Origin of the sequence: Streptomyces phaeochromogenes (genome assembly GCF_001418655.1) — a bacterium.
GTDB classification, from domain to species: Bacteria; Actinomycetota; Actinomycetes; order Streptomycetales; family Streptomycetaceae; genus Streptomyces; species Streptomyces phaeochromogenes.
In genome coordinates this window covers 1-21,752 of sequence record NZ_LIQZ01000441.1, presented here as the reverse complement: position 1 = coordinate 21,752, position 21,752 = coordinate 1, and the positions used below count along the sequence as shown (strand labels likewise).

Annotated in this window: 19 protein-coding genes and 1 tRNA gene; 8 read left to right on the top strand and 12 right to left on the bottom strand. The window is 71.3% G+C overall.

The window, feature by feature from the left end:
• Positions 1-73: 73 nt before the first annotated feature.
• Positions 74-529: a GNAT family N-acetyltransferase gene (locus AOK17_RS42270; RefSeq protein WP_079053596.1), complete on the bottom strand. Its 456-nt coding sequence runs from the start codon at positions 527-529 to the stop codon at positions 74-76.
• 252 nt (positions 530-781) lie between these two features.
• On the opposite strand from AOK17_RS42270, the gene AOK17_RS42265 reads away from it, so the two are divergent.
• Entirely contained in the window at positions 782-1,549 is a 768-nt protein-coding gene (locus AOK17_RS42265; RefSeq protein ID WP_055617965.1) for a LuxR C-terminal-related transcriptional regulator, read from the top strand.
• Here AOK17_RS42265 and AOK17_RS42260 read toward each other — a convergent pair.
• Positions 1,508-2,005, bottom strand: a complete 498-nt coding sequence (locus AOK17_RS42260) for a MarR family winged helix-turn-helix transcriptional regulator (protein ID WP_055617964.1) — start codon at positions 2,003-2,005, stop codon at positions 1,508-1,510. The genes AOK17_RS42265 and AOK17_RS42260 overlap by 42 nt on opposite strands.
• Before the next feature lie 148 nt (positions 2,006-2,153).
• On the opposite strand from AOK17_RS42260, the gene AOK17_RS42255 reads away from it, so the two are divergent.
• A complete protein-coding gene (locus AOK17_RS42255; protein WP_055617963.1) occupies positions 2,154-2,972 on the top strand; it encodes a trans-aconitate 2-methyltransferase in 819 nt (272 codons plus the stop codon).
• Between the two features lie 4 nt (positions 2,973-2,976).
• Positions 2,977-3,351 carry a VOC family protein gene (locus tag AOK17_RS42250; RefSeq protein WP_055617962.1) on the top strand — a complete coding sequence of 125 codons (375 nt, stop codon included), beginning with the start codon at positions 2,977-2,979 and terminating at the stop codon, positions 3,349-3,351.
• A 273-nt stretch (positions 3,352-3,624) separates the two neighbouring features.
• On the opposite strand, the gene AOK17_RS42245 is transcribed toward AOK17_RS42250, so the two are convergent.
• On the bottom strand, positions 3,625-4,296 hold the full coding sequence (locus tag AOK17_RS42245; protein ID WP_055617961.1) for a TetR/AcrR family transcriptional regulator: 672 nt from the start codon (positions 4,294-4,296) through the stop codon (positions 3,625-3,627).
• The gene (locus tag AOK17_RS42240; RefSeq protein ID WP_055617960.1) at positions 4,293-5,306 is read right to left on the bottom strand and encodes an acyl-CoA desaturase; all 1,014 of its coding nucleotides are present in this window, start codon (positions 5,304-5,306) and stop codon (positions 4,293-4,295) included. Before AOK17_RS42240 ends, AOK17_RS42245 begins: the two co-directional genes overlap by 4 nt.
• Before the next feature lie 296 nt (positions 5,307-5,602).
• Between AOK17_RS42240 and ppc the strand changes: the two genes are divergently transcribed.
• Positions 5,603-8,335, top strand: a complete 2,733-nt coding sequence (ppc, locus tag AOK17_RS42235; protein WP_055617959.1) for a phosphoenolpyruvate carboxylase — start codon at positions 5,603-5,605, stop codon at positions 8,333-8,335.
• 73 nt (positions 8,336-8,408) lie between these two features.
• Here the strand turns inward: ppc and AOK17_RS42230 are convergent, their stop codons facing one another.
• From AOK17_RS42230 to AOK17_RS42205, 6 genes are all read right to left on the bottom strand, one after another.
• The gene (locus AOK17_RS42230; RefSeq protein WP_055617958.1) at positions 8,409-8,894 is read right to left on the bottom strand and encodes a hypothetical protein; all 486 of its coding nucleotides are present in this window, start codon (positions 8,892-8,894) and stop codon (positions 8,409-8,411) included.
• 138 nt (positions 8,895-9,032) lie between these two features.
• A complete protein-coding gene (gene pth, locus AOK17_RS42225) occupies positions 9,033-9,644 on the bottom strand; it encodes an aminoacyl-tRNA hydrolase (protein ID WP_055617957.1) in 612 nt (203 codons plus the stop codon).
• A gap of 94 nt (positions 9,645-9,738) precedes the next feature.
• A complete protein-coding gene (locus AOK17_RS42220; protein ID WP_055617956.1) occupies positions 9,739-10,326 on the bottom strand; it encodes a 50S ribosomal protein L25/general stress protein Ctc in 588 nt (195 codons plus the stop codon).
• 201 nt (positions 10,327-10,527) lie between these two features.
• A complete protein-coding gene (locus AOK17_RS42215; protein ID WP_055617955.1) occupies positions 10,528-11,499 on the bottom strand; it encodes a ribose-phosphate diphosphokinase in 972 nt (323 codons plus the stop codon).
• 121 nt (positions 11,500-11,620) lie between these two features.
• A complete protein-coding gene (gene glmU / locus AOK17_RS42210; RefSeq protein ID WP_079053595.1) occupies positions 11,621-13,069 on the bottom strand; it encodes a bifunctional UDP-N-acetylglucosamine diphosphorylase/glucosamine-1-phosphate N-acetyltransferase GlmU in 1,449 nt (482 codons plus the stop codon).
• Between the two features lie 129 nt (positions 13,070-13,198).
• A tRNA-Gln gene (locus AOK17_RS42205) sits at positions 13,199-13,270 on the bottom strand.
• A gap of 275 nt (positions 13,271-13,545) precedes the next feature.
• Here AOK17_RS42205 and AOK17_RS42200 point away from each other — a divergent pair.
• Positions 13,546-14,874 carry a sensor histidine kinase gene (locus AOK17_RS42200; protein WP_055617953.1) on the top strand — a complete coding sequence of 443 codons (1,329 nt, stop codon included), beginning with the start codon at positions 13,546-13,548 and terminating at the stop codon, positions 14,872-14,874.
• Positions 14,875-15,011: 137 nt separating this feature from the next.
• On the opposite strand, the gene AOK17_RS42195 is transcribed toward AOK17_RS42200, so the two are convergent.
• Together AOK17_RS42195 and AOK17_RS42190 are read right to left on the bottom strand one after the other, a co-directional pair.
• A complete protein-coding gene (locus AOK17_RS42195; protein ID WP_055617952.1) occupies positions 15,012-15,524 on the bottom strand; it encodes an SUKH-3 domain-containing protein in 513 nt (170 codons plus the stop codon).
• A gap of 94 nt (positions 15,525-15,618) precedes the next feature.
• Positions 15,619-16,122, bottom strand: a complete 504-nt coding sequence (locus AOK17_RS42190; RefSeq protein WP_055617951.1) for a YwqJ-related putative deaminase — start codon at positions 16,120-16,122, stop codon at positions 15,619-15,621.
• A 249-nt stretch (positions 16,123-16,371) separates the two neighbouring features.
• On the opposite strand from AOK17_RS42190, the gene AOK17_RS42185 reads away from it, so the two are divergent.
• The 3 genes from AOK17_RS42185 (at position 16,372) to AOK17_RS42175 (ending at position 21,576) form a co-directional block, all read left to right on the top strand.
• Positions 16,372-17,367 (top strand): SMI1/KNR4 family protein, encoded by a 996-nt coding sequence (locus AOK17_RS42185; RefSeq protein ID WP_055617950.1) that lies wholly within the window; start codon positions 16,372-16,374, stop codon positions 17,365-17,367.
• A 7-nt stretch (positions 17,368-17,374) separates the two neighbouring features.
• Complete coding sequence (locus AOK17_RS42180) at positions 17,375-20,497, top strand: SUKH-4 family immunity protein (protein WP_055617949.1); 3,123 nt, start codon at positions 17,375-17,377, stop codon at positions 20,495-20,497.
• 191 nt (positions 20,498-20,688) lie between these two features.
• Positions 20,689-21,576 (top strand): hypothetical protein, encoded by an 888-nt coding sequence (locus AOK17_RS42175; RefSeq protein WP_055617948.1) that lies wholly within the window; start codon positions 20,689-20,691, stop codon positions 21,574-21,576.
• Positions 21,577-21,752: the final 176 nt, after the last annotated feature.

Genomic DNA, 21,752 nt, shown 5'->3' with positions numbered 1-21,752 from the left:
AGGGGGGTTCGGGGGCTGGCCCCCGAGTAGTGACGGGAATGGGTAGGGGCGGCGGGGGCGAAAAACGTCTTGCTCAGGCGAGCCGCTTCGTCAGGGTGTACTCCGTGATTCCCGGGGGATAGTCCGGGATCTCGCACACCACCTCATAGCCCTGTCTGCGGTAGAAGGCAGGGGCCTGGAAGTCCCACGTCTCCAGGCGCGAGTTGCGGCACCCACGGGACGTACGGGCCAGATGTTCCGCGTGGGACAGCACGTGCGAGCCGAGGCCACCGCCACGGAGACGCTCGTCGACCCAGAGATACGTCACGTGCAGCCACCCCGCCCACGTGTGCCCGACCAGACCCCCCACCACCGCATCGGCCGGATCCAACGCCCAGACCTGGAGCGGAACTTCCCGTTCACCAGGGGTTCCGCGCAGGGAACGCAGCACGGGAGACGCAGCCGTGTTCGCGTCCCGTAGCCGTGAACGCAGGAATTGACTACGCTCTTTGTCGACTTCTGTCTCAATACGAAACATACGGCTCACCATAAACGCGCTGGCCAATCAGTTCTGCAAATCACCTTCCGCTCCTGCTGCCCAGCCGTACTCTGATGAGCAGCACCGGTGGGGGCCGGTGCTGATCAGGGGGCGAGACAGTCGGGTACGACGCCCGGAGTGGGGGTAGCAGTTCCAGCACGGCGGCGGCCGTGCGGCTGCGGCACCCCGTTTTCCGAGCGGAGGAGTTCGGGATCTCCGGGCGCCGTACCCGCGCCGGCCGTCCCCCGAGCAGTGGGGGTTTCAGTGGTTCGCATCCGTGTCCTGGTCGTCGACGACCACCGTATCTTCGCCGAGTCGCTCGCCGCCGCCCTGGCCGCCGAGCCAGACGTGGACGTCTCCGCGGCGGGCAGCGGCCCCGCCGCGCTGCGCTGCCTGGAGCGGGCGGCGGCCGAGGGCCGCAGATTCGACGTGCTCCTCGTCGACGCCGACCTGGGCGGGAACGTGCCGGGCGCCCGCCCTGCCGTACCCGTCCACGACAACAACGAAGAGGGCCTGGTCGACGGCATCTCGCTGGTCGCGGGCGTGCGTTCGGGCCAGCCCACGGTCCGTACCGTCGTGCTCGCCGAGAAGGACGACCCGCGTCGCGCGGCGCTCGCCCTGCAGGCCGGTGCCTCGGGCTGGGTCGCCAAGGACTGCTCGCTGTCCCGGCTGCTCACCGTCATCCGGGGCGTGCTGCGGGACGAGACGCATCTGCCGCCCGCGCTGCTCACCGGCGTGCTGCGCGAGCTGACGGCCGCGCGGAAACACCGTACGGAGAGCGAGCGGCTGGTGGAGTCGCTGACTCCGCGGGAGCGGGAAGTGCTGCGGTGCATGGTCGCGGGGCTGGGGCGCAAGGCCGTCGCCGAGCGGCTGTTCCTCTCGCCGCACACCGTCCGTACGCACATGCAGAACGTGCTGGGGAAGCTCGGCGTGCACTCGACCCTCGCCGCCGTTGCGCTCGCGCGCCGGGCCGGGGTCGGGCCCGTCGACCTAGCCGGGGATGTTGTCGAACGGGGCGGTCAGCTGGCGTAGCAGCCCGGCGAGTTCGCCGCGCTGGGCCCTGCTGAGTTCCGCCAGGATCGCGCGCTCCTGGTCGAGTAGTCCGGCCAGCGCCTGGTCCGCGCGGTCGCGGCCGTCCTCGGTGAGACGTACGAGTACGCCGCGACGGTCGCTGGGGTCGGGGAGGCGCTCGACCAGGCCCTTTTTCGCCAGCCGGTCGATGCGGTTCGTCATCGTGCCCGAGGTGACGAGTGTCTGGGTGAGCAGTTGGCCGGGGGAGAGTTGGTACGGGGTGCCCGCGCGCCTCAGTGCCGTCAGGACGTCGAACTCCCAGGGCTCCAGGGCGTGCTCGGCGAACGCGATCCTGCGTGCGCGGTCCAGATGCCTGGCGAGCCTGCTCACGCGGCTGAGTACCTCGAGCGGTTCCACGTCGAGGTCAGGGCGCTCCCGGCGCCACGCAGCGACCAGCCGATCGACCTCGTCCTCCATGGCGATCAGTGTAGTGGTTGTGTCGACATGAAGTCTCTTGATGTGAAGTCTCTTGACGTCGAGATAGTTCGGGTGTGAGGCTGGAGTTCCGTCGGGATGTCGGGACGTCGGGTGCGGCGTCGTCGATCGTGACTTCGAGGAGGCCCTCATGTCCGCCACCACCAGCCCCACCTGGGACCCGGGTCAGTATCTGCGCCACGCGGAGCACCGCGCCCGGCCCTTCGCCGAGCTCCTCGCGCGGGTGCCGGCGCTGCCCGGCGAGCCGGCCCGTGTCGCCGATCTGGGCTGCGGGCCCGGCAATGTCACCGTGCAGCTCGCCGAGCGGTGGCCGGGCGCGTACATCACGGGGTACGACAACTCCGCGGAGATGCTGGCCAGGACGGCCGAGCATGCGGGGTCCACTGCGGGGGGTGGGCGGCTGGACTTCGCCCACGCGGACCTCACGGACTGGTCGCCGACGGAGACGTACGACCTGATCGTCTCGAATGCGGCGCTGCAGTGGGTGCCGGGGCATCTGGACGCCCTGCCCGGCTGGCTCGACGCGGTGGCCCCCGGCGGGACCTTCGCCTTCCAGGTTCCGAACAACATTGATGCGCCTCTGCATGTGCTGATGCGTGAGCTTGCCGCGTCGGCTCGTTGGAAAGGTCGCCTCGACGGCGTCCTCCGCGACACGGACTCCGTCCATCCGCCGCTTCTCTACCTGGACCGGCTGGCCCGTCTGGGGTGCGCGGTGGACGTCTGGGAGACGACCTACATGCAGCTCCTGCAGGGCGAGGACCCTGTACTCGACTGGTCCAAGGGCACGGGGTTGCGACCCGCTATCACTGCCCTCGCGGACGACCCTGAGGCGCGGGACGCCTTCGTGGGCGAGTACCGCGACCTGCTCCGCAAGGCGTATCCGACGGCTCCGTACGGGACGGTGCTTCCGTTCCGGCGGCTGTTCTTGGTGGCTCGGAAGGCTGTCTGACGGGATGCTTGCCGCCGTCGACCACGTTCAGCTCGCCGCCCCGCCGGGGGCCGAGGACGCCCTGCGTGTGTACTACGTCGATGTCCTCGGCATGACGGAGATCTCCAAGCCGCCGGTGCTCGCGGCGCGCGGCGGTTGCTGGTTCCGGGCGGGAGCGGTCCAGCTCCACCTGGGCATCGAGCCCGACTTCAGGCCCGCGAAGAAGGCCCACCCGGGGCTGCGGGTGACGGGGATCGAGGCGTACGCGGCGCGGCTGGTCGCGCGTGGAGCGGCTGTCATCTGGGACGACAGCCTGCCTGGTTGTCGCCGCTTCTACTCCGAGGATCCGGTGGGCAATCGGCTGGAGTTCCTGGAGCCCGTCCTCGGGCGGCAGCGATGATTTGCAGAAACCGGTGGCTGCGGAGTTGAGGGCGTGCGCGTCGTGGGTGGGCGGGGCCGTGACGGTATGTCCAGCCCGCCGCGGCGGGGCGTACTGCCCGGCGTAGTCGGGTGGGCGTTTCCAGCGGGAGCCGTATGCGGCGGGCTGAACATACCGACACGACCCCGCCTGGTTGTACGGCCGGTGCGGCACGGTTGTGGGGTGCCGGGGCACCGGCTGTTTTGGGGCGCGGTCAGCCTTCCCCGCTCGGCCGCAGGTGAGCTGTAGCCCTGGCTACGACTTTCGGCGCCCTATCAGGCGCGGCTTGGCTTCCAGGCCGTCCAGGCCGTGCCAGGCCAGGTTTACGAGGTGGGCTGCTACCTCGGCCTTTTTGGGGCGGCGGACGTCGAGCCACCACTGGCCGGTGAGGGCGACCATGCCTACGAGGGCCTGGGCGTAGAGCGGGGCGAGTTTCGGGTCGAAGCCTCGGCGTTTGAACTCGCGGCCCAGGATGTCCTCCACCTGTGTCGCGATGTCCGAGATCAGGGAGGCGAAGGAGCCGGTGGACTGGGGGATGGGGGAGTCGCGGACCAGGATGCGGAAGCCGTCCGTGTACTCCTCGATGTAGTCGAGGAGGGCGAAAGCTGCTTGCTCGCACAGTTCGCGTGGGTGGCCTGCGGTGAGTGAGCTCGTCACTCCGTCCAGCAGGCGGCGCATCTCGCGGTCCACCACTACTGCGTACAGGCCCTCCTTGCCGCCGAAGTGCTCGTAGACCACCGGTTTGGAGACGCCGGCCTTCGCCGCGATCTCCTCCACCGATGTCGCCTCGAAGCCCTTCTGGGCGAAGAGGGTGCGGCCGATCTCCAGCAACTGGGCCCGCCGCTCCGCACCGGTCATCCGGGTGCGGCGGGCGCGCCGCGGCTTTTCATTGCTGGGTGTGCTGGAGTCGGCCACGCCGTCAATCATGCCGGTTCGGCGGCCTCCGCCTTGCGTCGGGAGCCCTTCCCGTCCGGGTTGCGGCGGGAATCGATACGCGAGCGTGACGGCCAGCGCACGTCGTACGCCCAGCCGAGCAGTTCGAACCAGCGGATCAGGCGGGCCGAGGAATCCACCTGGCCGCGCTCCACACCGTGCCTGGCCGAGGTCGGGTCCGCGTGGTGGAGGTTGTGCCAGGACTCGCCGCAGGAGAGGACCGCCAGCCACCACACGTTGCCCGAGCGGTCCCGCGACTTGAAGGGGCGCTTGCCCACCGCGTGGCAGATCGAGTTGATCGACCAGGTGACGTGGTGCAGCAGCGCCACCCGGACGAGCGAGCCCCAGAAGAAGCCCGTGAACGCGCCCCACCAGGACATCGTCACCAGGCCGCCGATCAGGGCGGGGAGTGTCAGGGACAGTCCCGCCCACAGGAGGAACTGGCGCGAGATCGTGCGGATCGCCTTGTCCTTGATCAGGTCCGGCGCGTACTTGTCCTGCGGTGTCTGCTCCTCGTCGAACATCCAGGCGATGTGGGCCCACCACAGGCCCTTCATCAGCGCCGGGACCGTCTCCCCGAAGCGCCACGGCGAGTGGGGGTCGCCCTCGGCGTCGGAGAACTTGTGGTGCTTGCGGTGGTCGGCCACCCAGCGGACCAGCGGGCCCTCGACGGCCATCGAGCCCGCGATCGCGAGGGCGATGCGAAGGGGGCGTTTTGCCTTGAAGGCGCCGTGCGTGAAGTAGCGGTGGAAGCCGATCGTGATGCCGTGGCAGCCGAGGTAGTAGAAGAAGACCAGCAGGCCGAGGTCCAGCCAGCTCACGCCCCAGCCCCAGGCCAGCGGCACCGCCGCGAGGACCGCGAGGAAGGGGACGGTGATGAAGAGGAGAAGGGTGATCTGCTCGATCGAGCGCTTCTGCTCGCCGCCCAGCGTGGCGGAGCGGAGTGCGGTGTCGTCGTCGTTCGCCTCGGGGGCGTCGTCGATCACATCGGAACTCGTGGTCATGGGAGCGTCCCCTGTGGGGTCGAGGGTTGTGAGAGTGGCCGGTAATCGCGCCTGCCGGGTTGCCGGAAACCGCGCCTACGGTTCCGTAACCTACGGCGTCGTAAGTATGGCAGTGCCTCGCCCGGCGGCAAGAGCCCGAGAGACTGCGCGTCCGTATGGACACCTATCCTTAAGGTCGGTCGGACAGCGCGGTCCGCTCTGTTTCATTCCCGGATGCCCCGTCGCCGATGCGCGCCCGCCGCCCCAGTGACGGGTTCCCCTCCAGACGAGCTTCAACACTGCAAGGAGCCGCACCTGTGAGCAGTGCCGACGACCAGACCACGACAACCGGCAGTGAGCTGCGCGCCGACATCCGCCGCCTGGGCGATCTGCTGGGCGAGACCCTCGTACGTCAGGAGGGGCCCGAGCTTCTGGAACTGGTCGAGAAGGTCCGCCGTCTCACCCGCGAGGACGGTGAAGCCGCCGCCGAGCTGCTGCGCGGCACGGAACTGGAGACCGCGGCCAAGCTGGTCCGCGCCTTCTCGACCTACTTCCACCTGGCCAACGTCACCGAGCAGGTGCACCGCGGCCGTGAGCTGCGCGCCAGGCGGGCCGCCGAGGGCGGACTGCTCGCCCGCACGGCGGACCGGCTCAAGGACGCCGACCCCGAGCACCTGCGCGCGACCGTGCAGCACCTGAACGTCCGCCCGGTCTTCACCGCGCACCCCACCGAGGCGGCCCGGCGCTCGGTGCTCAACAAGCTGCGCCGGATCGCCGCCCTGCTGGAGACGCCCGTCATCGAGGCCGACCGGCGTCGCTACGACACCCGCCTGGCCGAGAACATCGACCTCGTCTGGCAGACGGACGAGCTGCGCGTGGTGCGTCCCGAGCCCGCCGATGAGGCCCGCAACGCCATCTACTACCTGGACGAGCTGCACGCCGGCGCGGTCGGGGACGTGCTGGAGGACCTGACCGCGGAGCTGGAGCGCGTCGGGGTCACGCTGCCCGACGAGACCCGCCCGCTCACCTTCGGCACCTGGATCGGCGGCGACCGCGACGGCAACCCGAACGTGACCCCGCAGGTCACCTGGGACGTCCTGATCCTCCAGCACGAGCACGGCATCAACGACGCGCTGGAGCTGATCGACGAGCTGCGCGGCTTCCTGTCGAACTCCATCCGCTACACCGGGGCCACCGAGGAGCTCCTGGACTCCCTGCGGACCGATCTGGAGCTGCTTCCCGAGATCAGCCCCCGCTACAAGCGCCTCAACGCCGAGGAGCCCTACCGGCTCAAGGCCACCTGCATCCGGCAGAAGCTGGAGAACACCAAGCAGCGCCTCGCCAAGGGCACCGCGCACGAGGACGGCCGGGACTACCTCGGCACCGCCGAGCTGCTCCAGGACCTGACCCTCGTCCAGAGTTCGCTGCGCGAGCACCGGGGCGCGCTGTTCGCCGACGGCCGCATGAACCGTACGATCCGCACGCTCGCCGCCTTCGGCCTCCAGCTCGCCACCATGGACGTACGGGAGCACGCCGACGCCCACCACCAGGCGCTCGGGCAGCTCTTCGACCGGCTCGGCGAGGAGTCGTGGCGGTACGAGGACATGCCGCGCGAGTACCGGCACAAGCTGCTCGCCAAGGAGCTGCGGTCCCGGCGTCCGCTCGGGCCCACCCCGGCGCCGCTGGACGCGGCGGGCGAGAAGACCCTCGGTGTCTTCGAGACCGTGAAGCGGGCCCTCGGGGTGTTCGGGCCCGAGGTGATCGAGTCGTACATCATCTCGATGTGCCAGGGCGCGGACGACGTGTTCGCCGCGGCGGTGCTGGCCCGCGAGGCCGGGCTGATCGATCTGCACGCCGGCTGGGCGAAGATCGGCATCGTGCCGCTGCTGGAGACGACGGACGAGCTCAAGGCCGCCGACACGATCCTGGAGGACATGCTGTCCGACCCGTCCTACCGGCGGCTCGTGGCGCTGCGGGGCGATGTCCAGGAGGTCATGCTCGGGTACTCCGACTCGTCGAAGTTCGGCGGCATCACGACCTCGCAGTGGGAGATCCACCGGGCGCAGCGGCGGCTGCGTGACGTGGCCCACCGGTACGGCGTACGCCTGCGGCTCTTCCACGGTCGTGGCGGCACGGTCGGGCGTGGTGGTGGTCCGTCCCACGACGCGATCCTCGCGCAGCCCTGGGGCACGCTGGAGGGCGAGATCAAGGTGACCGAGCAGGGCGAGGTCATCTCCGACAAGTACCTCGTGCCGTCGCTCGCGCGGGAGAACCTGGAACTCACCGTCGCGGCCACGCTGCAGGCTTCGGCCCTCCACACCTCGCCCCGCCAGTCCGACGAGGCGCTCGCCCGCTGGGACGCGGCCATGGACGTGGTCAGCGACGCCGCGCACGCGGCCTACCGCAGGCTGGTCGAGGACCCGGACCTGCCGACGTACTTCCTCGCCTCCACGCCGGTGGACCAGCTCGCCGACCTGCACCTGGGCTCGCGGCCCTCCCGCCGCCCCGGCTCGGGCGTCTCGCTCGACGGTCTGCGCGCCATCCCGTGGGTGTTCGGCTGGACGCAGTCGCGGCAGATCGTGCCGGGCTGGTTCGGGGTCGGCTCCGGTCTGAAGGCGCTGCGCGAGGCCGGTCTCGACAGCGTGCTGGACGAGATGCACGAGCAGTGGCACTTCTTCCGCAACTTCCTCTCCAACGTCGAGATGACGCTGGCGAAGACGGACCTGCGGATCGCCGGCCACTACGTCGACACGCTCGTCCCGGACGACCTGAAGCACGTCTTCGAGACCATCCGGGCCGAGCACGAGCTGACCGTGCGCGAGGTGCTGCGCATCACCGGTGAGCCGGAACTCCTCGACGCCCAACCGGTGTTGAAGCAGACCTTCACCATCCGTGACGCCTACCTGGACCCGATCTCGTACCTCCAGGTCGCCCTGCTGAAGCGGCAGCGTGACGCGGCGGCGGCCGGTGAGGAGGCCGACCCGCTGCTGTCGCGGGCGCTGCTTCTGACGGTCAACGGGGTGGCGGCCGGGCTGCGTAACACCGGCTGACCCGTCTGGAAGCGCAGTCCCGCGCCCCTTTGCTTTGGGGCGCGGGACTGCGTCCGGCCTCAGAAGGTCGCCCTCAGAGGGTCAGGAACGCCGCCGTGAGCAGTGTCAGGCCCGCGCCGCCGAAGGCCCAGGCGAGGCGGGTCAGGCGCAGGCCGCCCGCGACCACCATCGAGGCGAGCAGCAGCGCGCCGCCGAGCGGGGCCCAGGCGTAGAGGAGTCCGCCGGTGCCCGTGCGCACGACCTCGTCGCTGCCGGGCTTCACGGCGACCGTGTAGGTGCGGCCCTTGTCCACCGCGACCTCGCTGTCGAGGACGACCCGGTCGCGGGCGGTGGACCCTTCCGACAGCGGCCGGTAGGGACCCGTGCAGCGGTCGTCGGCGCATCGCGCGACCGTCATCGTGCCGCGCTCACGGCCCTTGGTGAGCATCACGTGCTGGGCGGTGCCCCAGGAGGCCCAGACGCCCGCGATCAGGATCAGCGCCGCGACCGTACCCATCGCCGCGAGCTGCCCGAACCGGAGCGCCACGACCGCGTTCCGACGGGAGGCGAGGGCAGGCATGGCGGCGATCTTTGGCCATGACCCTGCGCTCGGTCAACTCCGGTGGGGCTCCCTGGGGGGACAAGTCCCGCGTTGTACGGACCTTTTGTACGGTCCTTCCGGCGGCCCGCCGGGTTTCTCAGTGGCCGGCCGGAGCCCTCAGGAGTTGTACGTCGACTGAGCCCGCTCCAGGCCCTCGATCACCAGAGCCTCCACCGCGTCCGACGCACGGTCCACGAAGTAGTCCAGCTCCTTGCGCTCCGTCGCGGAGAAGTCCTTCAGGACGAAGTCGGCGACCTGCATACGGCCCGGCGGGCGGCCGATGCCGAAACGGACGCGGTGGTAGTCCGGGCCCATCGACTTCGTCATCGACTTCAGACCGTTGTGGCCGTTGTCGCCGCCGCCGAGCTTCAGCCGCAGCACGCCGTAGTCGATGTCGAGTTCGTCGTGGACGGCGACGATGTTCGCCGTCGGCACCTTGTAGAAGTCGCGCAGGGCCGTGACCGGGCCGCCCGACAGGTTCATGTACGACATCGGCTTGGCCAGGATCACCCGGCGGTTCGCCGGTCCCGGCGGGCCGATACGGCCCTCGATCACCTGGGCCTGCGCCTTGCCTGCCCGCTTGAACTTCCCGCCGATCCGCTCGGCGAGGAGGTCGGCCACCATGAAGCCCACGTTGTGGCGGTTCCTGGCGTACTCGGGGCCGGGGTTGCCGAGCCCCACGATCAGCCAGGGGGCGCCTGGTTCCGTGGTCACGTCCGTGTCTCCCATGGGTCCTCGATCGGCGGGCTGTCCGGATCAGGGATACGCACCGGCCGCCGCCCCCTCGGGAGCGGCGGCCGGTGCACGGTGATCCGGTGCGGGATCAGGCCTCGGCGGCCTCGTCGGCCGCGGCGTCCTCGGTGGGCTCCTCCGCCTGGGCGGCCAGGACCTGGAGCACGACGGCGTCCTCGTCGATGACCAGCGTGGTGCCCTCGGGGAGCGGGATGTCCTTGGCGGCGATGGAGGCACCGGCCTCCAGGCCCGCGATGGACACGGTGACCGACTCGGGGATGTGCGTAGCCTCGGCCTCGACCGTCAGCGTGCTCAGCACGTGCTCGAGGAGGAAGGCGCCCGGGGCCAGCTCGCCCTCGGTGTGGACGTAGACCTCGACGGTGACCTTCTCGCCGCGCTTCACGGTGAGCAGGTCGACGTGCTCCAGGAAGCCCTTGATGGCGTCGCGCTGGACGGCCTTCGGGATCGCCAGCTCGGTCTTGCCCTCGATGTCCAGGGTGAGCAGGACGTTCGGGGTGCGCAGGGCGAGCTGGAGCTCGTGGCCCGGGAGCGTGATGTGGACGGGGTCGGCGCCGTGGCCGTAGACGACCGCGGGAACCTTGTTCTCACGGCGGATGCGGCGGGCGGCACCCTTGCCGAACTCGGTGCGGGTCTCGGCGGCGATCTTGACGTCGGCCATGGTCACTCCTCGTAGATCAATTGGGGAAGGTGGTCACCCGGCCAAAACATCGGCCTGCTACGAAGAGCGCGTCGATAACGGACCGCCGCACCAAAGAGTGCGGCCTCCCTCGCCGAGCAACTGTGACAGCTTACGGGGCGGGGAGGCCGTACAAGAAATCGATCTACGCGGCCCCGGGGGACCGGTGGACCTGCTTCCTGGCTACTCGTCGAACAGGCTGGTCACCGAGCCGTCCTCGAAGACCTCGCGCACCGCGTTGGCGATCGTCGGCGCGATCGACAGCACGGTGATCTTGTCGAGTTCCAGCTCGCCCGGGGTGGGCAGTGTGTCCGTGAAGATGAACTCGCTGACCTTGGAGTTCTTCAGCCGGTCCGCGGCCGGACCGGAGAGCACACCGTGCGTGGCCGTCACGATGACGTCCTCCGCGCCGTGCGCGAACAGCGCGTCCGCGGCGGCGCAGATCGTGCCACCGGTGTCGATCATGTCGTCGACCAGGACACAGACCCGGCCCTCGACGTCACCGACGACCTCGTGGACCGTGACCTGGTTCGCGACGTCCTTGTCGCGGCGCTTGTGCACGATCGCCAGGGGGGCGCCCAGGCGGTCGCACCAGCGGTCGGCCACACGTACGCGGCCGGCGTCCGGCGAGACGACCGTGAGCTTGGAGCGGTCCACCTTGTGGCCCACGTAGTCCGCGAGCAGAGGCAGCGAGAACAGATGATCCACGGGACCGTCGAAGAAGCCCTGGATCTGGTCGGTGTGGAGATCGACCGTCAGAAGGCGGTCGGCACCGGCCGTCTTCATCATGTCGGCGATCAGACGGGCCGAGATCGGTTCACGTCCGCGGTGCTTCTTGTCCTGCCGGGCGTAACCGTAGAACGGCATGATCACGGTGATGCTCCGGGCGGAGGCCCGCTTCAGAGCATCGATCATGATGAGCTGCTCCATGATCCATTTGTTGATCGGAGCGGTGTGGCTCTGGATGAGGAAGCAGTCGGCGCCGCGGGCCGACTCCTCGTAGCGGACGTAGATCTCGCCGTTGGCGAAGTCGAAGGCCTTCGTCGGGACGACCCCGACACCCAGCTGGTGGGCGACCTCCTCGGCAAGCTCGGGGTGGGCGCGGCCGGAGAAGAACATCATCTTCTTCTCGCCGGTCGTCTTGATCCCGGTCACAGCACTGTCTCCTCAGAGGTGTCTCAGCTGGATGTTGAGATGTGTTCTCAGATGCGGTCCCAGCTGGGTGTGCGGGTGTGCATCTATCACGGTACGCCGAGTCCGACCCACCGCTTTCCGGTCAGCTTTCGCCGGCCGACTCCCGGGCAGCCGCCTCCGCCGCCTTCGCGGCCGCGCTTCCGGGGCGCTTGCGGGCCACCCAGCCCTCGATATTCCGCTGCTGGCCCCGGGCGACGGCCAGTGAACCGGCCGGTACGTCCTTCGTGATGACGGAGCCCGCGGCGGTGTAGGAACCGTCCCCGACCGTGACAGGCGCCACAAACATGTTGTCCGAACCCGTCTTGCAGTGCGACCCGACCGTGGTGTGGTGCTTGGCCTCGCCGTCGTAGTTCACGAAGACGCTCGCGGCGCCGATGTTCGTGTACTCGCCGATCGTCGCGTCGCCCACGTACGAGAGGTGCGGCACCTTCGTGCCCTCGCCGATCGTGGAGTTCTTGGTCTCCACGTACGTACCCACCTTGGACTTCAGTCCGAGGCGGGTGCCGGGGCGGAGATACGCGTACGGACCCACGCTCGCCTGGGGGCCGACCTCGGCGCCGTTGGAGACCGTGTTGTCGATCCTCGCGCCCGCGCCCACCCTGGTGTCCGTGAGGCGGGAGTTGGGGCCGACCTCGGCGCCCTCGGCGAGGTGCGTGGCGCCCTGGAGCTGGGTGCCGGGGTGCACGATCGCGTCCTGCTCGAAGGTGACGGTGACGTCGATCCAGGTGGAGGCCGGGTCGACGACGGTGACGCCGGCGAGCATCGCCCGCTCCAGCAGCCGGTCGTTGAGGATGCGGCGGGCCTCGGAGAGCTGGACGCGGTTGTTGATGCCGGCGATCTCGCGGTGGTCGCCCGCCACGGAGGCGCCGACGCGGTGCCCGGCCTCGCGGAGGATGCCGAGGACGTCGGTCAGGTACTCCTCGCCCTGGCTGTTGTCCGTGCGGACCTTGCCGAGCGCGTCCGCGAGGAGCTGTCCGTCGAAGGCGAAGACACCGGAGTTGATCTCACGGATCGCGCGCTGGGACTCCGAGGCGTCCTTGTGCTCGACGATCGCGGTGACCGCGCCGGAGGCGCCGTCGCGCACGATGCGGCCGTAGCCGGTGGCGTCCGGGACCTCGGCGGTGAGCACGGTGACCGCGTTGCCGTCGGTGGTGTGGTTGGCGGCGAGGTCGCGCAGGGTCCCGCCGCTGAGGAGGGGGGTGTCCCCGCAGACGACCACGACGGTTCCGTCGATGCCGCCGCCCAGCTCCTCCAGGGCCATCCGCACGGCGTGCCCCGTGCCGTTCTGCTCGGCCTGCACGGCGGTCCGTACACCCGGGGCGGTGTCGGTGAGGTGCGCGGTGACCTTCTCGCGGGCGTGGCCCACGACGACCACCAGATGCTCGGGCTCCAACTCGCGTGCGGCGGCGAGTACATGGCCGACGAGAGAACGGCCACAGATGTCGTGCAGGACCTTGGGTGTGGCCGACTTCATACGGGTGCCCTCACCCGCTGCAAGAACGACGACGGCTGCCGGGCGGTTGGCGCTCACGGGGATGCCCTTCGGCTTCGGATGGCTGGGGTGCCTTTGGGGAGTGGACATCCGCAGGATACCGGGGCGTTGTGAGGGAGAAATGGGAGCGGGCCTCGACAGTGCGGTCGGGGCCCGGTTCGCGTAGGGCTCCCCCGCCAGGACTCGAACCCGGACAGATGGCACCAAAAGCCACAGTGCTGCCAATTACACCACGGGGGATGGAACTCGACGGGACCGGAGATCCGGTCGGGCTGCCGAGTCGACATCCAACACTATGCCGTACCGGGTGCCTTCGGTGCGACGGTACTTCGACCGCGCCGGGTGGTACCGGGTGGTGCGGGGCGGGCGTGGGGTGACTCCGGGGCGGCTTGGGCCGGTTCTGGGTTTTCGGCGGATTGCGGCGGGTTTCGTGTCTGTTCGATTACGGCGAGTGGTGTAGGCCAGTACGCGAAACTCACCGGAAAAGCGGCGGGGGGCGACCGTAGGCTGGAGGCATGACCACGACGGGGGAAGACCACACCGCGACCCTGACCGGGCCGTGGTGGTGGGCGAGGTGGCGCAGCGCGGTGCTCGACGGAAGCCTCGCGCTGGTGTCCGCCGTGGAGTGTGCGATCGAGGGGTATCCCTTCGCGGACGCGGCGGGCGTGCCGGTGCCCGCCGGGATGGTGTTCGGGGCTGTTGCCGGGTCCGTGTTGCTGTTCCGGAGGCGGTGGCCCATCGCCGTGGTGCTGGTGTCGATCGCCATCACACCGGCCCAGATGGGGTTCCTGATGGGGCTCGTCGGGCTCTACACGCTCGCCGCGTCCGAGATGCCCCGGCGGATCATCGGGGCGCTGGCCGGTATGTCGATGGTGGGCATGCTCATCGTCACGTACGTGCGCGCGCACCAGGGGATGGTGCGGGGCGACCTGCAGATGGTGGGCGACTGGTTCGTGCCGTTCGTGTCCATCACCACCTCGCTCGGGATGACCGCGCCGCCGATCCTGCTCGGGCTGTACGTGGGGGCCAGGCGACGGCTGATGGAGAGCCTGCGGGAGCGGGCCGACTCCCTGGAGCGGGAGTTGCAGCTGCTGGCCGAGCGGGCCGAGGAGCGGGCGGAGTGGGCGCGCAACGAGGAGCGGACCCGGATCGCCCGCGAGATGCACGACGTCGTCGCGCACCGGGTGAGTCTGATGGTCGTGCACGCGGCGGCTCTGCAGGCCGTGGCCCGCAAGGACCCCGAGAAGGCCGTCAAGAACGCCTCGCTCGTGGGCGACATGGGCCGGCAGGCGCTGACCGAGCTGCGGGAGATGCTCGGGGTGCTGCGTACGGGCGAGGGCGGTTACGGCGGTTCCTCCGTGCGGATGCAGACCGTGCCGCTCGCCGCGGTGGGGGTCGCGGCTGCCGCCGCGGCGTCCCGGGCCGTGAACGAGGAGGCAGGGGAGGGCCCCTGCCTCGACGACCTCCAGGAGCTGGTCGGGCAGTCCGCCGCCGCGGGGATGGTCGTCGACCTGTTCGTGGAGGGGGACGCCCGGGGCTACGCGGCCCTGGTGGAGCAGACCGCCTACCGCGTGGTGCAGGAGGCGCTGACCAACGTCCACAAGCACGCTGCCGGGGCCAAGACCCGCGTGCGGGTCGCCCACCGCGGCGCCGAGATCGCCATGCAGGTGGAGAACGGCCCCCCGCCCGAGCCCGGCGCCGCCTCCGACGCCCGGCTGCCCAGCGGGGGCAACGGCCTTGTGGGGATGAAGGAACGTGTCCTCGGACTCGGCGGCGTCTTCGTCTCCGGCCCGACCGACGCCGGCGGCTTCCGGGTCTCGGCGGTGATTCCGGCGGAGGCGTGAGCGTCGCCGTCCTGGCGTGAGCCGGTCCGAGGTGGTTTGAGCCGGTTCGAGTTGAGCGGGTCGAGTTGGGCCGGTTCGGGGTGGGTCCCCGCCGCCACGAGGCCCGTCGGGGCCGGCCCTGGAGTGCCTGTGCCGGATCAGCCGGCCGTCAGGCGTTCCGGTTCCAGGCCTGAGACCAGGGTGGTCAGGGCCTGGTCGATGGTGGCGCCCAGGTACCAGTCGCCCGTGTGGTCGAGGGTGTAGGTGCGGCCCTCCGCGTCGATCGCCAGGAGGGCTCTGGTGTCGGACTCCTCGCCCAGCGGGGCCACTTCGCTGTCCAGCGCTCTGCCCAGGTCCACGAGCGTACGGGCCATGTGGAGGCCGTGCAGGGGGTCCAGGTGCAGCGGCGTCGGGGCGATCTGGCGGCCGGGGGCCGTGGCGGGGATGTGGAGACCGCCGAACTCCGCCCAGGCCTCCACCGCCGCCGGGAACACGGAGTGCCGGTGACCGGCCGGCGACTCGTGGCTGCGCAGGGTGTCGGCCCAGATCTCGGCCTGCTTTATGTCCCAGCGTCCCGGCTGCCATCCCGCGGCGCGCAGCGCGGCGTCGACCACGGCGGAGAACCGGGTCGAGGTCGGTGTGGGGGAGGGGGAGGTGCGGTCGGTGTGCATCGGACCTTCGCGTTCGTCTGAGCTGCCGCGGTGGTGGTTCGGCGGCTTCTGCAAGGGGCGCTGATGACGCCCTGTGTGGGGGAAGAGGGGTTTGTCAGTCCTCCGGTGCCGTCGGGTCGACGATGCGTACGCCGAAGTGGGCGCTGAGCGCGGTGCAGGAGCCGCAGGGCGGCGCGAAACTGCCGTGCAGCGGGTCGCCGTCCTCGCGGATGCGGCGGGCGGTGAGTTTGGCCTGCTTGAGGGACTTGCGGGCCTCTCCGTTGGTCATGGGTTTCCGGGCGGCCCGTTTGGAACGGTCCGCGTCCACCGCCGTGATGTGGCGGGAGATGAGGATCACTTCGGCGCAGCGGCCGGTGAAGCGGTCGCGCTGCCCGCTCGTCAGTGTGTCCAGGAAGTCCCGGACCAGCGGGTGGAGCGGCGGCGGCTGGTCACCTCGGCCCGCCGTGCCGGTGAGCGTCGCGCCCCGTACGGACAGGGCGGCGGCGATGGTCGGAAGTATGCCGTCACGGCGGTGGAGGAGCGTGGGCGTGACGGGAGCATCGGTGTTGCTCCAGCCCACCCTGGGATCACCAGATCTGCCTGTCTGCGTTGAGTTCATCGTCCTGTTTCCTCCCCTTACCGCATCCCCCGGTGCTCGGACAGAGTGCCAAACTCCGTGGCTGGTGCGGAAGCTGGGGCGCCGCGACACGCGCGGTCTTCGCCGCACCGTCACGGCGCGATGACGGCAGGTCACGGAACCGGAGCCCCGCTGGCCGGTACGGAACCGGAGGCCCGGTGACCGGTGTCGTTCAACCGCATAGGCTGTCGATATCCGCGATCCTTCAGAACGCCGCAGGGGGCAACCGCCATGACGACAGGTCGGCTCGGGCAGCAAGCCGCGCCGCCGAACGCGGCCTACGCCGGGCAGGTCGTGCACTTCCCGGACCCGGTCCGGGCGGCGCGTCACCCGAGAGGTGTGCGTGTCGACGAGCGCGGCTATCCCGACTTCTCGTTCTATGCGCGTGCCGCTGCGGAGATCGCCGAGCCGCCCGAGGGGTTCGGGGTCGACGAACTCCGGCTGACGGACTACGTGTCCGCGAACGCCGCCATGGCCGCGGACGGCCACGACCTGTGGGACACCATCCCGCCCGTCGCCACTCCGCACGGCTGGACCTGGCACCACGTGCCCGGGACCCGGCGGCTGGAGCTGGTGCCGGTCGAGGTGAAGGCGCTGCTGCGTCACCACGGTGGACTGGCCACCGCCGCCGTCGACCAGAACAAGCGTGGGACCCGGCCCCTGCAGGAGACCCGCCCCGCGCACTTCGGGCTGCCCAAGGCCGCCGTCGCGGTGACCGAGCAGCAGGTGCTGGGCGTCGAGGAGGACCTCGGCTACCGGCTGCCCGGCGCGTACCGGTCGTTCCTGAAGGCCGCCGGCGGCTGCGCCCCGATGGGCGCCGCGCTCGACGCCGAGCTGGGACTGCTGGTCGACCAGCCGTTCTTCACCGTGCGCGACGAGGCCGCCGTCAACGACCTCGTGTACGTCAACAAATGTCTGCGGGACCACCTGACCAAGGACTACCTGGGCGTCGGCTTCGTCCAGGGCGGTCTGCTCGCCGTGAAGGTCAAGGGCGAGAAGGTCGGGTCCATGTGGTTCTGCGCGTACGACGACGCCCGTGACCAGGACCTGTGGGCGCCCCCGGAGCGTGTGCAGCGGCTGCTGCTGCCCTGTGGGGACGACTTCGACCAGTTCCTGGCCCGGCTCGCGGGCAATCCGCCGGAGCTGGAGACCGTGGCGAATCTGATGGTGGACGGTGGATTCGCGCGGGCTGTGTCGGTGTCCGCGGTGTCTTCGGTGGGGGAGTGAGCGTCCGATGGTGACCTTCGCGCAGGCGCAGGAGCGCGCCGAAGAGTGGATCAACGGGGATGTGCCCGGCTACCAGCACCGCGAGGTGCGGGTCCGGGAGTTCGAACTCGGATTCGTGGTGTGGGCCGAGGACCGTGCCGAAGGACCGCGGTCCGACGGCGGCGCCCAGCGGCTCGTCATCGCCCGCGACAGCGGAGAGGCCACCCTGTGGCCCTCGCTGCCGGTGGGTGAGGTGATTCGCCGGTACGAGGAGGAGTACGGGCTGCCGGACGCGGCGCCCGATCCGGCGCCCGCGCCTCCCGCGCGCGTCGACCTCAACCAGACGTCCTTCCTGCTGACTCCTCCGGAGTGGCTCCAGGAGGCCGCGGACCGGATGGGCATTCCGGACCGACGGGACCGGACGTCCGGCGGGGCGTCGGGAGCGGCTTCGGGCGGGTCGTCGGGCGGCGGTTCGTCCCGTCCGTCCGACGGGACTCCGGACAGGACTCCGGACAGGGCGTCGGACGGGGCCGGGTCTCGTCCCGCTGCCGCCGCTGCCGCCTCCGTCAATGACGCGGTTCCGCCCGGCGGTTCTGCCGGTCCCGCGCATGGTGGGGCCGGGGGCGGAGGGGCGATTCCCGAGACGTTGCCCGGGCCCGGTGGTGGCCCGGGGACGTCCTCCGCTCCGGGTGGCGGCACGTCGTGGCCCGCCGCCGGCGGGGAGGCCTCGGGTGGTTCCGGGGTGCCCGCCGACGCGACGCCGTGGGCCGGGACCGACACCAACGCCGAGTCGGGCGACGACCGTTCGGTGCCGCTGCCCGCGACCGTGTACGCGCCGCAGATAAGGGACGTCGGGGACGGGGGCGCCGGCGGCAGGCCGTCGGAGCCCGACGCGGCACCCGAGGCCCAGACCAGGCTGATCTCGGGCGGCAGCCAGCTCCCGAGCACGACCGTCGCGCCCGCACTGGGCGACCCGAACCCGCCCTCGTTCCCGCAGGGCCAGGGGGGGCCGGGGACTCCGGCCGGTCCGGGTGGCCCGAGTGGCCCGAGTGGGCCTGGCGGTCCCGGTGCGCCGGGCACACCCCCGCCGGGTGCGCCTTCTTCGTACGGCTATCCGCAGGGTCCTGGTGCCGGTACGCCTCCTCCGGGTGGGCCCGGTGCGCCGGGTACGCCGCCGCCCGGGGCGCCGTCCTCGTACGGCTACCCGCAGGGTCCCGGCGCCGGCACACCGCCTCCCGGCGTGCCCGGAACACAGCCTCCGGGTGCGCCCGGTGCGCAGGGTGCTCCCTCGTACGGCTTCCCGCAGGGTGCTCCGCAGCCGCCCGCCGGACCCAATCCGCCGCAGCCGCCTCCCGGTCCGGGTGGGGGCGGGCGGCCGTTGCCCCCCAACGCCGGTGACATCGCCGACGCCGCCACCAGCAAGGCGCAGGCTCCGCCGCGCGGTGCCCGTGGTGCGGGTGCGCCCGGTACGCCGCCGCCTCCGGGTGCGCCCGGAACGCCCGGCGCACGGCCGGGTGGTGCGGCTCCCGCGTCCGGTCCCGGTGCGCCGGGGGCGTCGGCGGGTGGGTACGTACCGACGCAGATGGTCTCGCAGCTCGGCCCCGACGGGCCGGGCGGTCCCGGGGCCCCCGGTCCTCCTGGAGCCCCGGGTGCCCCCGGCGCTCCGGGCGGTACGCCCCCGGGCGGTGTCCACCACGCGGCGACCATGTTCGCCGACCCGAACCAGTCCGGGGCGCCCAAGCCCCCTGGCGCGCCCGGCACTCCGGGTGCCCCGCAGCCTCCCGGCGCACCGGGTGCTCCCGGCGCGCCCAACAACCCCGGCGGTACGCCCGCCGGTGGCGTCCACCACGCCGCGACCATGCTCGCCGGTCCGGCGGTGGGCGGCCCCGGCGCGCCCCAGCCTCCGGGTGCCCCCGGCGCTCCAGGTGCTCCGGGAGGTCCTGGCGGGCCAGGTGCCCCCGGCGCCTCCGGTGGAGTCCACCACGCCGAGACCATGCTGTCCGGTCCCCCGACCGGCGGCCCGGGCACGGTCCCGCCGCCGCAGGGGCCTCCCGGTATGCCGCCGGGCGCTCCGGGCATGCCGCCGCCGGGCCAGCAGCCCTTCCCCGGGCAGTCCATGCCGGGCCAGCCGATGCCGGGTCAGCAGCCCCCGGCCTACGGCTACCCCCAGCAGGGGCAGCCGACCGTCGGCCCCGGCTACCAGGCGGTTCTGCGCTACCGCGCCCAGGACGGGAGCGAGCAGCAGCTCATCCGGCGGTCCGCGCCGGGCACCCCGCACCCGGAGTGGCAGATCCTGCACGAGCTGCGCGCGATGAACGTGCCGCCGCAGCAGGTGCTTGAGCTCCACACGGAGCTGGAGTCCTGCGAGCTGCCGGGTGCGTACTGCGCCCGGATGATCCGGGAGAGCTGGCCGCAGGCGAGGATCACCAGCATCGCCTCGTACGGCACGGACCACGCGAGCCGTCAGCAGGGCATGGCCCAACTGATCGCGCACCAGGGCGAGTTGCACCAGGTCGCGGACGGTCCGGCCAGGCCCGCGCCCGTACGGTCGCCGCTGCCGCCGGTGCAGCCCGCGCCGCCGATCCCGCCGGAGGCGATCGGGCAGGAGCTGGCGGCGGCGTTCGGACCGGGGCTGTTCCGGTTCGACCAGGCGGCCGTGTCCCGGCAGGGTGTGCCGCCGATCGTGGCGCACACGCTGGTGGTGGCAGGACTGCCCCTCGACATGAACCCGTTCTTCTGGGCGCAGGCCCAGCCGGGCCGCCCGGTGCCGACGCTCGCCGAACTGGCGCAGGAGCGGGGCGCCCAGCCGTCCGCGGACGCGGGCTCGTACCTCGTCATGGGCAGCGACTTCGGCAAGGCGATCTGCGTCCAGTACGGGACGGCGCACATCGTGGCCGTGCCGGTGGAGGCGGGCCCCGGCGGCGCTTCCGTACCGCCGCAGTTCGTGAACACGGGGCTGCCCGAGTTCGCGCGCAGCCTCGCGCTGCTGGGCCGTATGTGGCGTCTTCGCTTCGGGCTCAACCAGGAGCAGGCGGGCCGCTGGACCGTCGACTTCCAGGCGCAGTTGGCCGCGCTCGACCCGGCGGCGCTCGGTTCGCCGGAGAGCTGGTGGTCGGTGCTGCTGGAACAGATGTGGGACGGCTTGCTGTGACGTCGAGTCGCTGAACTCCCCGAACGTCCTGAGAGGGCCGGGCCCGGTCGGTTGACCGGGCCCGGCCCTTTTGTGTCACATCCCCGTCCGACCCTTTATCCGGAGTGTCGCGTTATGAACACTTCCGTCTGATCCACCAAGATGTGCGGCAAATCATGTCGTACGTCGCATGCCGGAGAGGGGATTCGAGGATGAGCAACGCATCGGTGTCACCTCATGGCTTCGAGGCCGTACGGGGGCGCGGTTACCGCCCCGACCAGGTCGACACGTACGCCGCGGCGCTCTCCCGGGGGCGTGACGCCGCCTGGGAACGGGCCGCCCGGCTGACCGTCCTGGCCAGGGAGATGGAGACCGAGGCGGACCGGCTGCACGAGGTCGTGGCGGGGCTGGCTCCCCAGACGTACGAGACGCTCGGCGACCGTGCCCGGCGGCTCTTCGAACTGGGCGAGGAGGAGGCCACGGCCGTGAGCGAGGGCGCGCGGCAGGAGGCCCGGCTGGTCGTGGAGGAGGCCGAGGCCGCGGCCGGTCAACTGCGCGCGGCTGCGGGCGCGGAGGCCGACGCGGTGCGCGGTGAGGCCGAGGAGCGGGTCCGGCACCGGCTGCTCGCCGCGCAGGCCGAGGCCGACGAGATGCGGATCGCCGCGCGGCGTGACGTGAAGGAGAACCGCGGTGAGGCGCTCGCCGCGCTGCGCGAGACGCGGCGGCGCAGCGAGGCGCTCCTCGCCGAGCAGGAGAAGGAGCACGCCGAGCGCTGGGAGCGGGTCGCGCGCGAGGCGGCCGAACGGGAGGCGGCGCTCGACGCGCGCCACGAGGAGCGGGCCTCGCGTGCGGCGGAGGAGCTGGCCGAGGCCGAACGGGCCCTCGCCGAGGCCCACGAGTCCACCCGCCACCTCCAGGAGGACGCCGAGGCCCGCGCCGCCGAACTCCTCGCCGAGGCCCGCCTCCACGAGGACCGCATCTCGCGCGAGACGGAACGCGTCCTCCGCGAACACGGCGACGAGTGGGACGACGTCAGCGCCCACATGACCCACGTCCGCAACAGCCTCACCGCGCTGACGGGCCGAGCGGCGGCCGAGTAGCCCTCGCCGGATTATCGGCTGCGGCCCGGCGGGGTGCGGGCTGCGCAGTTCCCCGTGCCCCTAAGGGAGCAGGGGGTGCCCCGGTCTTTTAGGGGCGCGGGGAACGGCGCGAGCAACGCCGACCGACCTGCAGCCAACAACACGCCTCAGCCCCTGGTCTTTTAGGGGCGCGGGGA

Excerpts from the sequence above, each read along its gene's own strand:
- AOK17_RS42185 (WP_055617950.1), top strand. The coding sequence starts at position 16,372 with ATGACGACAGGTCGGCTCGGGCAGCAAGCCGCGCCGCCGAACGCGGCC.
- AOK17_RS42220 (WP_055617956.1), bottom strand. The coding sequence starts at position 10,326 with ATGGCCGACGTCAAGATCGCCGCCGAGACCCGCACCGAGTTCGGCAAG.
- AOK17_RS42175 (WP_055617948.1), top strand. The coding sequence starts at position 20,689 with ATGAGCAACGCATCGGTGTCACCTCATGGCTTCGAGGCCGTACGGGGG.
- AOK17_RS42200 (WP_055617953.1), top strand. The coding sequence starts at position 13,546 with ATGACCACGACGGGGGAAGACCACACCGCGACCCTGACCGGGCCGTGG.
- AOK17_RS42190 (WP_055617951.1), bottom strand. The coding sequence starts at position 16,122 with ATGAACTCAACGCAGACAGGCAGATCTGGTGATCCCAGGGTGGGCTGG.
- AOK17_RS42230 (WP_055617958.1), bottom strand. The coding sequence starts at position 8,894 with ATGCCTGCCCTCGCCTCCCGTCGGAACGCGGTCGTGGCGCTCCGGTTC.
- AOK17_RS42195 (WP_055617952.1), bottom strand. The coding sequence starts at position 15,524 with ATGCACACCGACCGCACCTCCCCCTCCCCCACACCGACCTCGACCCGG.
- AOK17_RS42270 (WP_079053596.1), bottom strand. The coding sequence starts at position 529 with ATGGTGAGCCGTATGTTTCGTATTGAGACAGAAGTCGACAAAGAGCGT.
- AOK17_RS42240 (WP_055617960.1), bottom strand. The coding sequence starts at position 5,306 with ATGACCACGAGTTCCGATGTGATCGACGACGCCCCCGAGGCGAACGAC.
- AOK17_RS42250 (WP_055617962.1), top strand. The coding sequence starts at position 2,977 with ATGCTTGCCGCCGTCGACCACGTTCAGCTCGCCGCCCCGCCGGGGGCC.
- pth (WP_055617957.1), bottom strand. The coding sequence starts at position 9,644 with ATGGGAGACACGGACGTGACCACGGAACCAGGCGCCCCCTGGCTGATC.
- AOK17_RS42260 (WP_055617964.1), bottom strand. The coding sequence starts at position 2,005 with ATGGAGGACGAGGTCGATCGGCTGGTCGCTGCGTGGCGCCGGGAGCGC.
- AOK17_RS42180 (WP_055617949.1), top strand. The coding sequence starts at position 17,375 with ATGGTGACCTTCGCGCAGGCGCAGGAGCGCGCCGAAGAGTGGATCAAC.
- AOK17_RS42255 (WP_055617963.1), top strand. The coding sequence starts at position 2,154 with ATGTCCGCCACCACCAGCCCCACCTGGGACCCGGGTCAGTATCTGCGC.
- AOK17_RS42245 (WP_055617961.1), bottom strand. The coding sequence starts at position 4,296 with ATGATTGACGGCGTGGCCGACTCCAGCACACCCAGCAATGAAAAGCCG.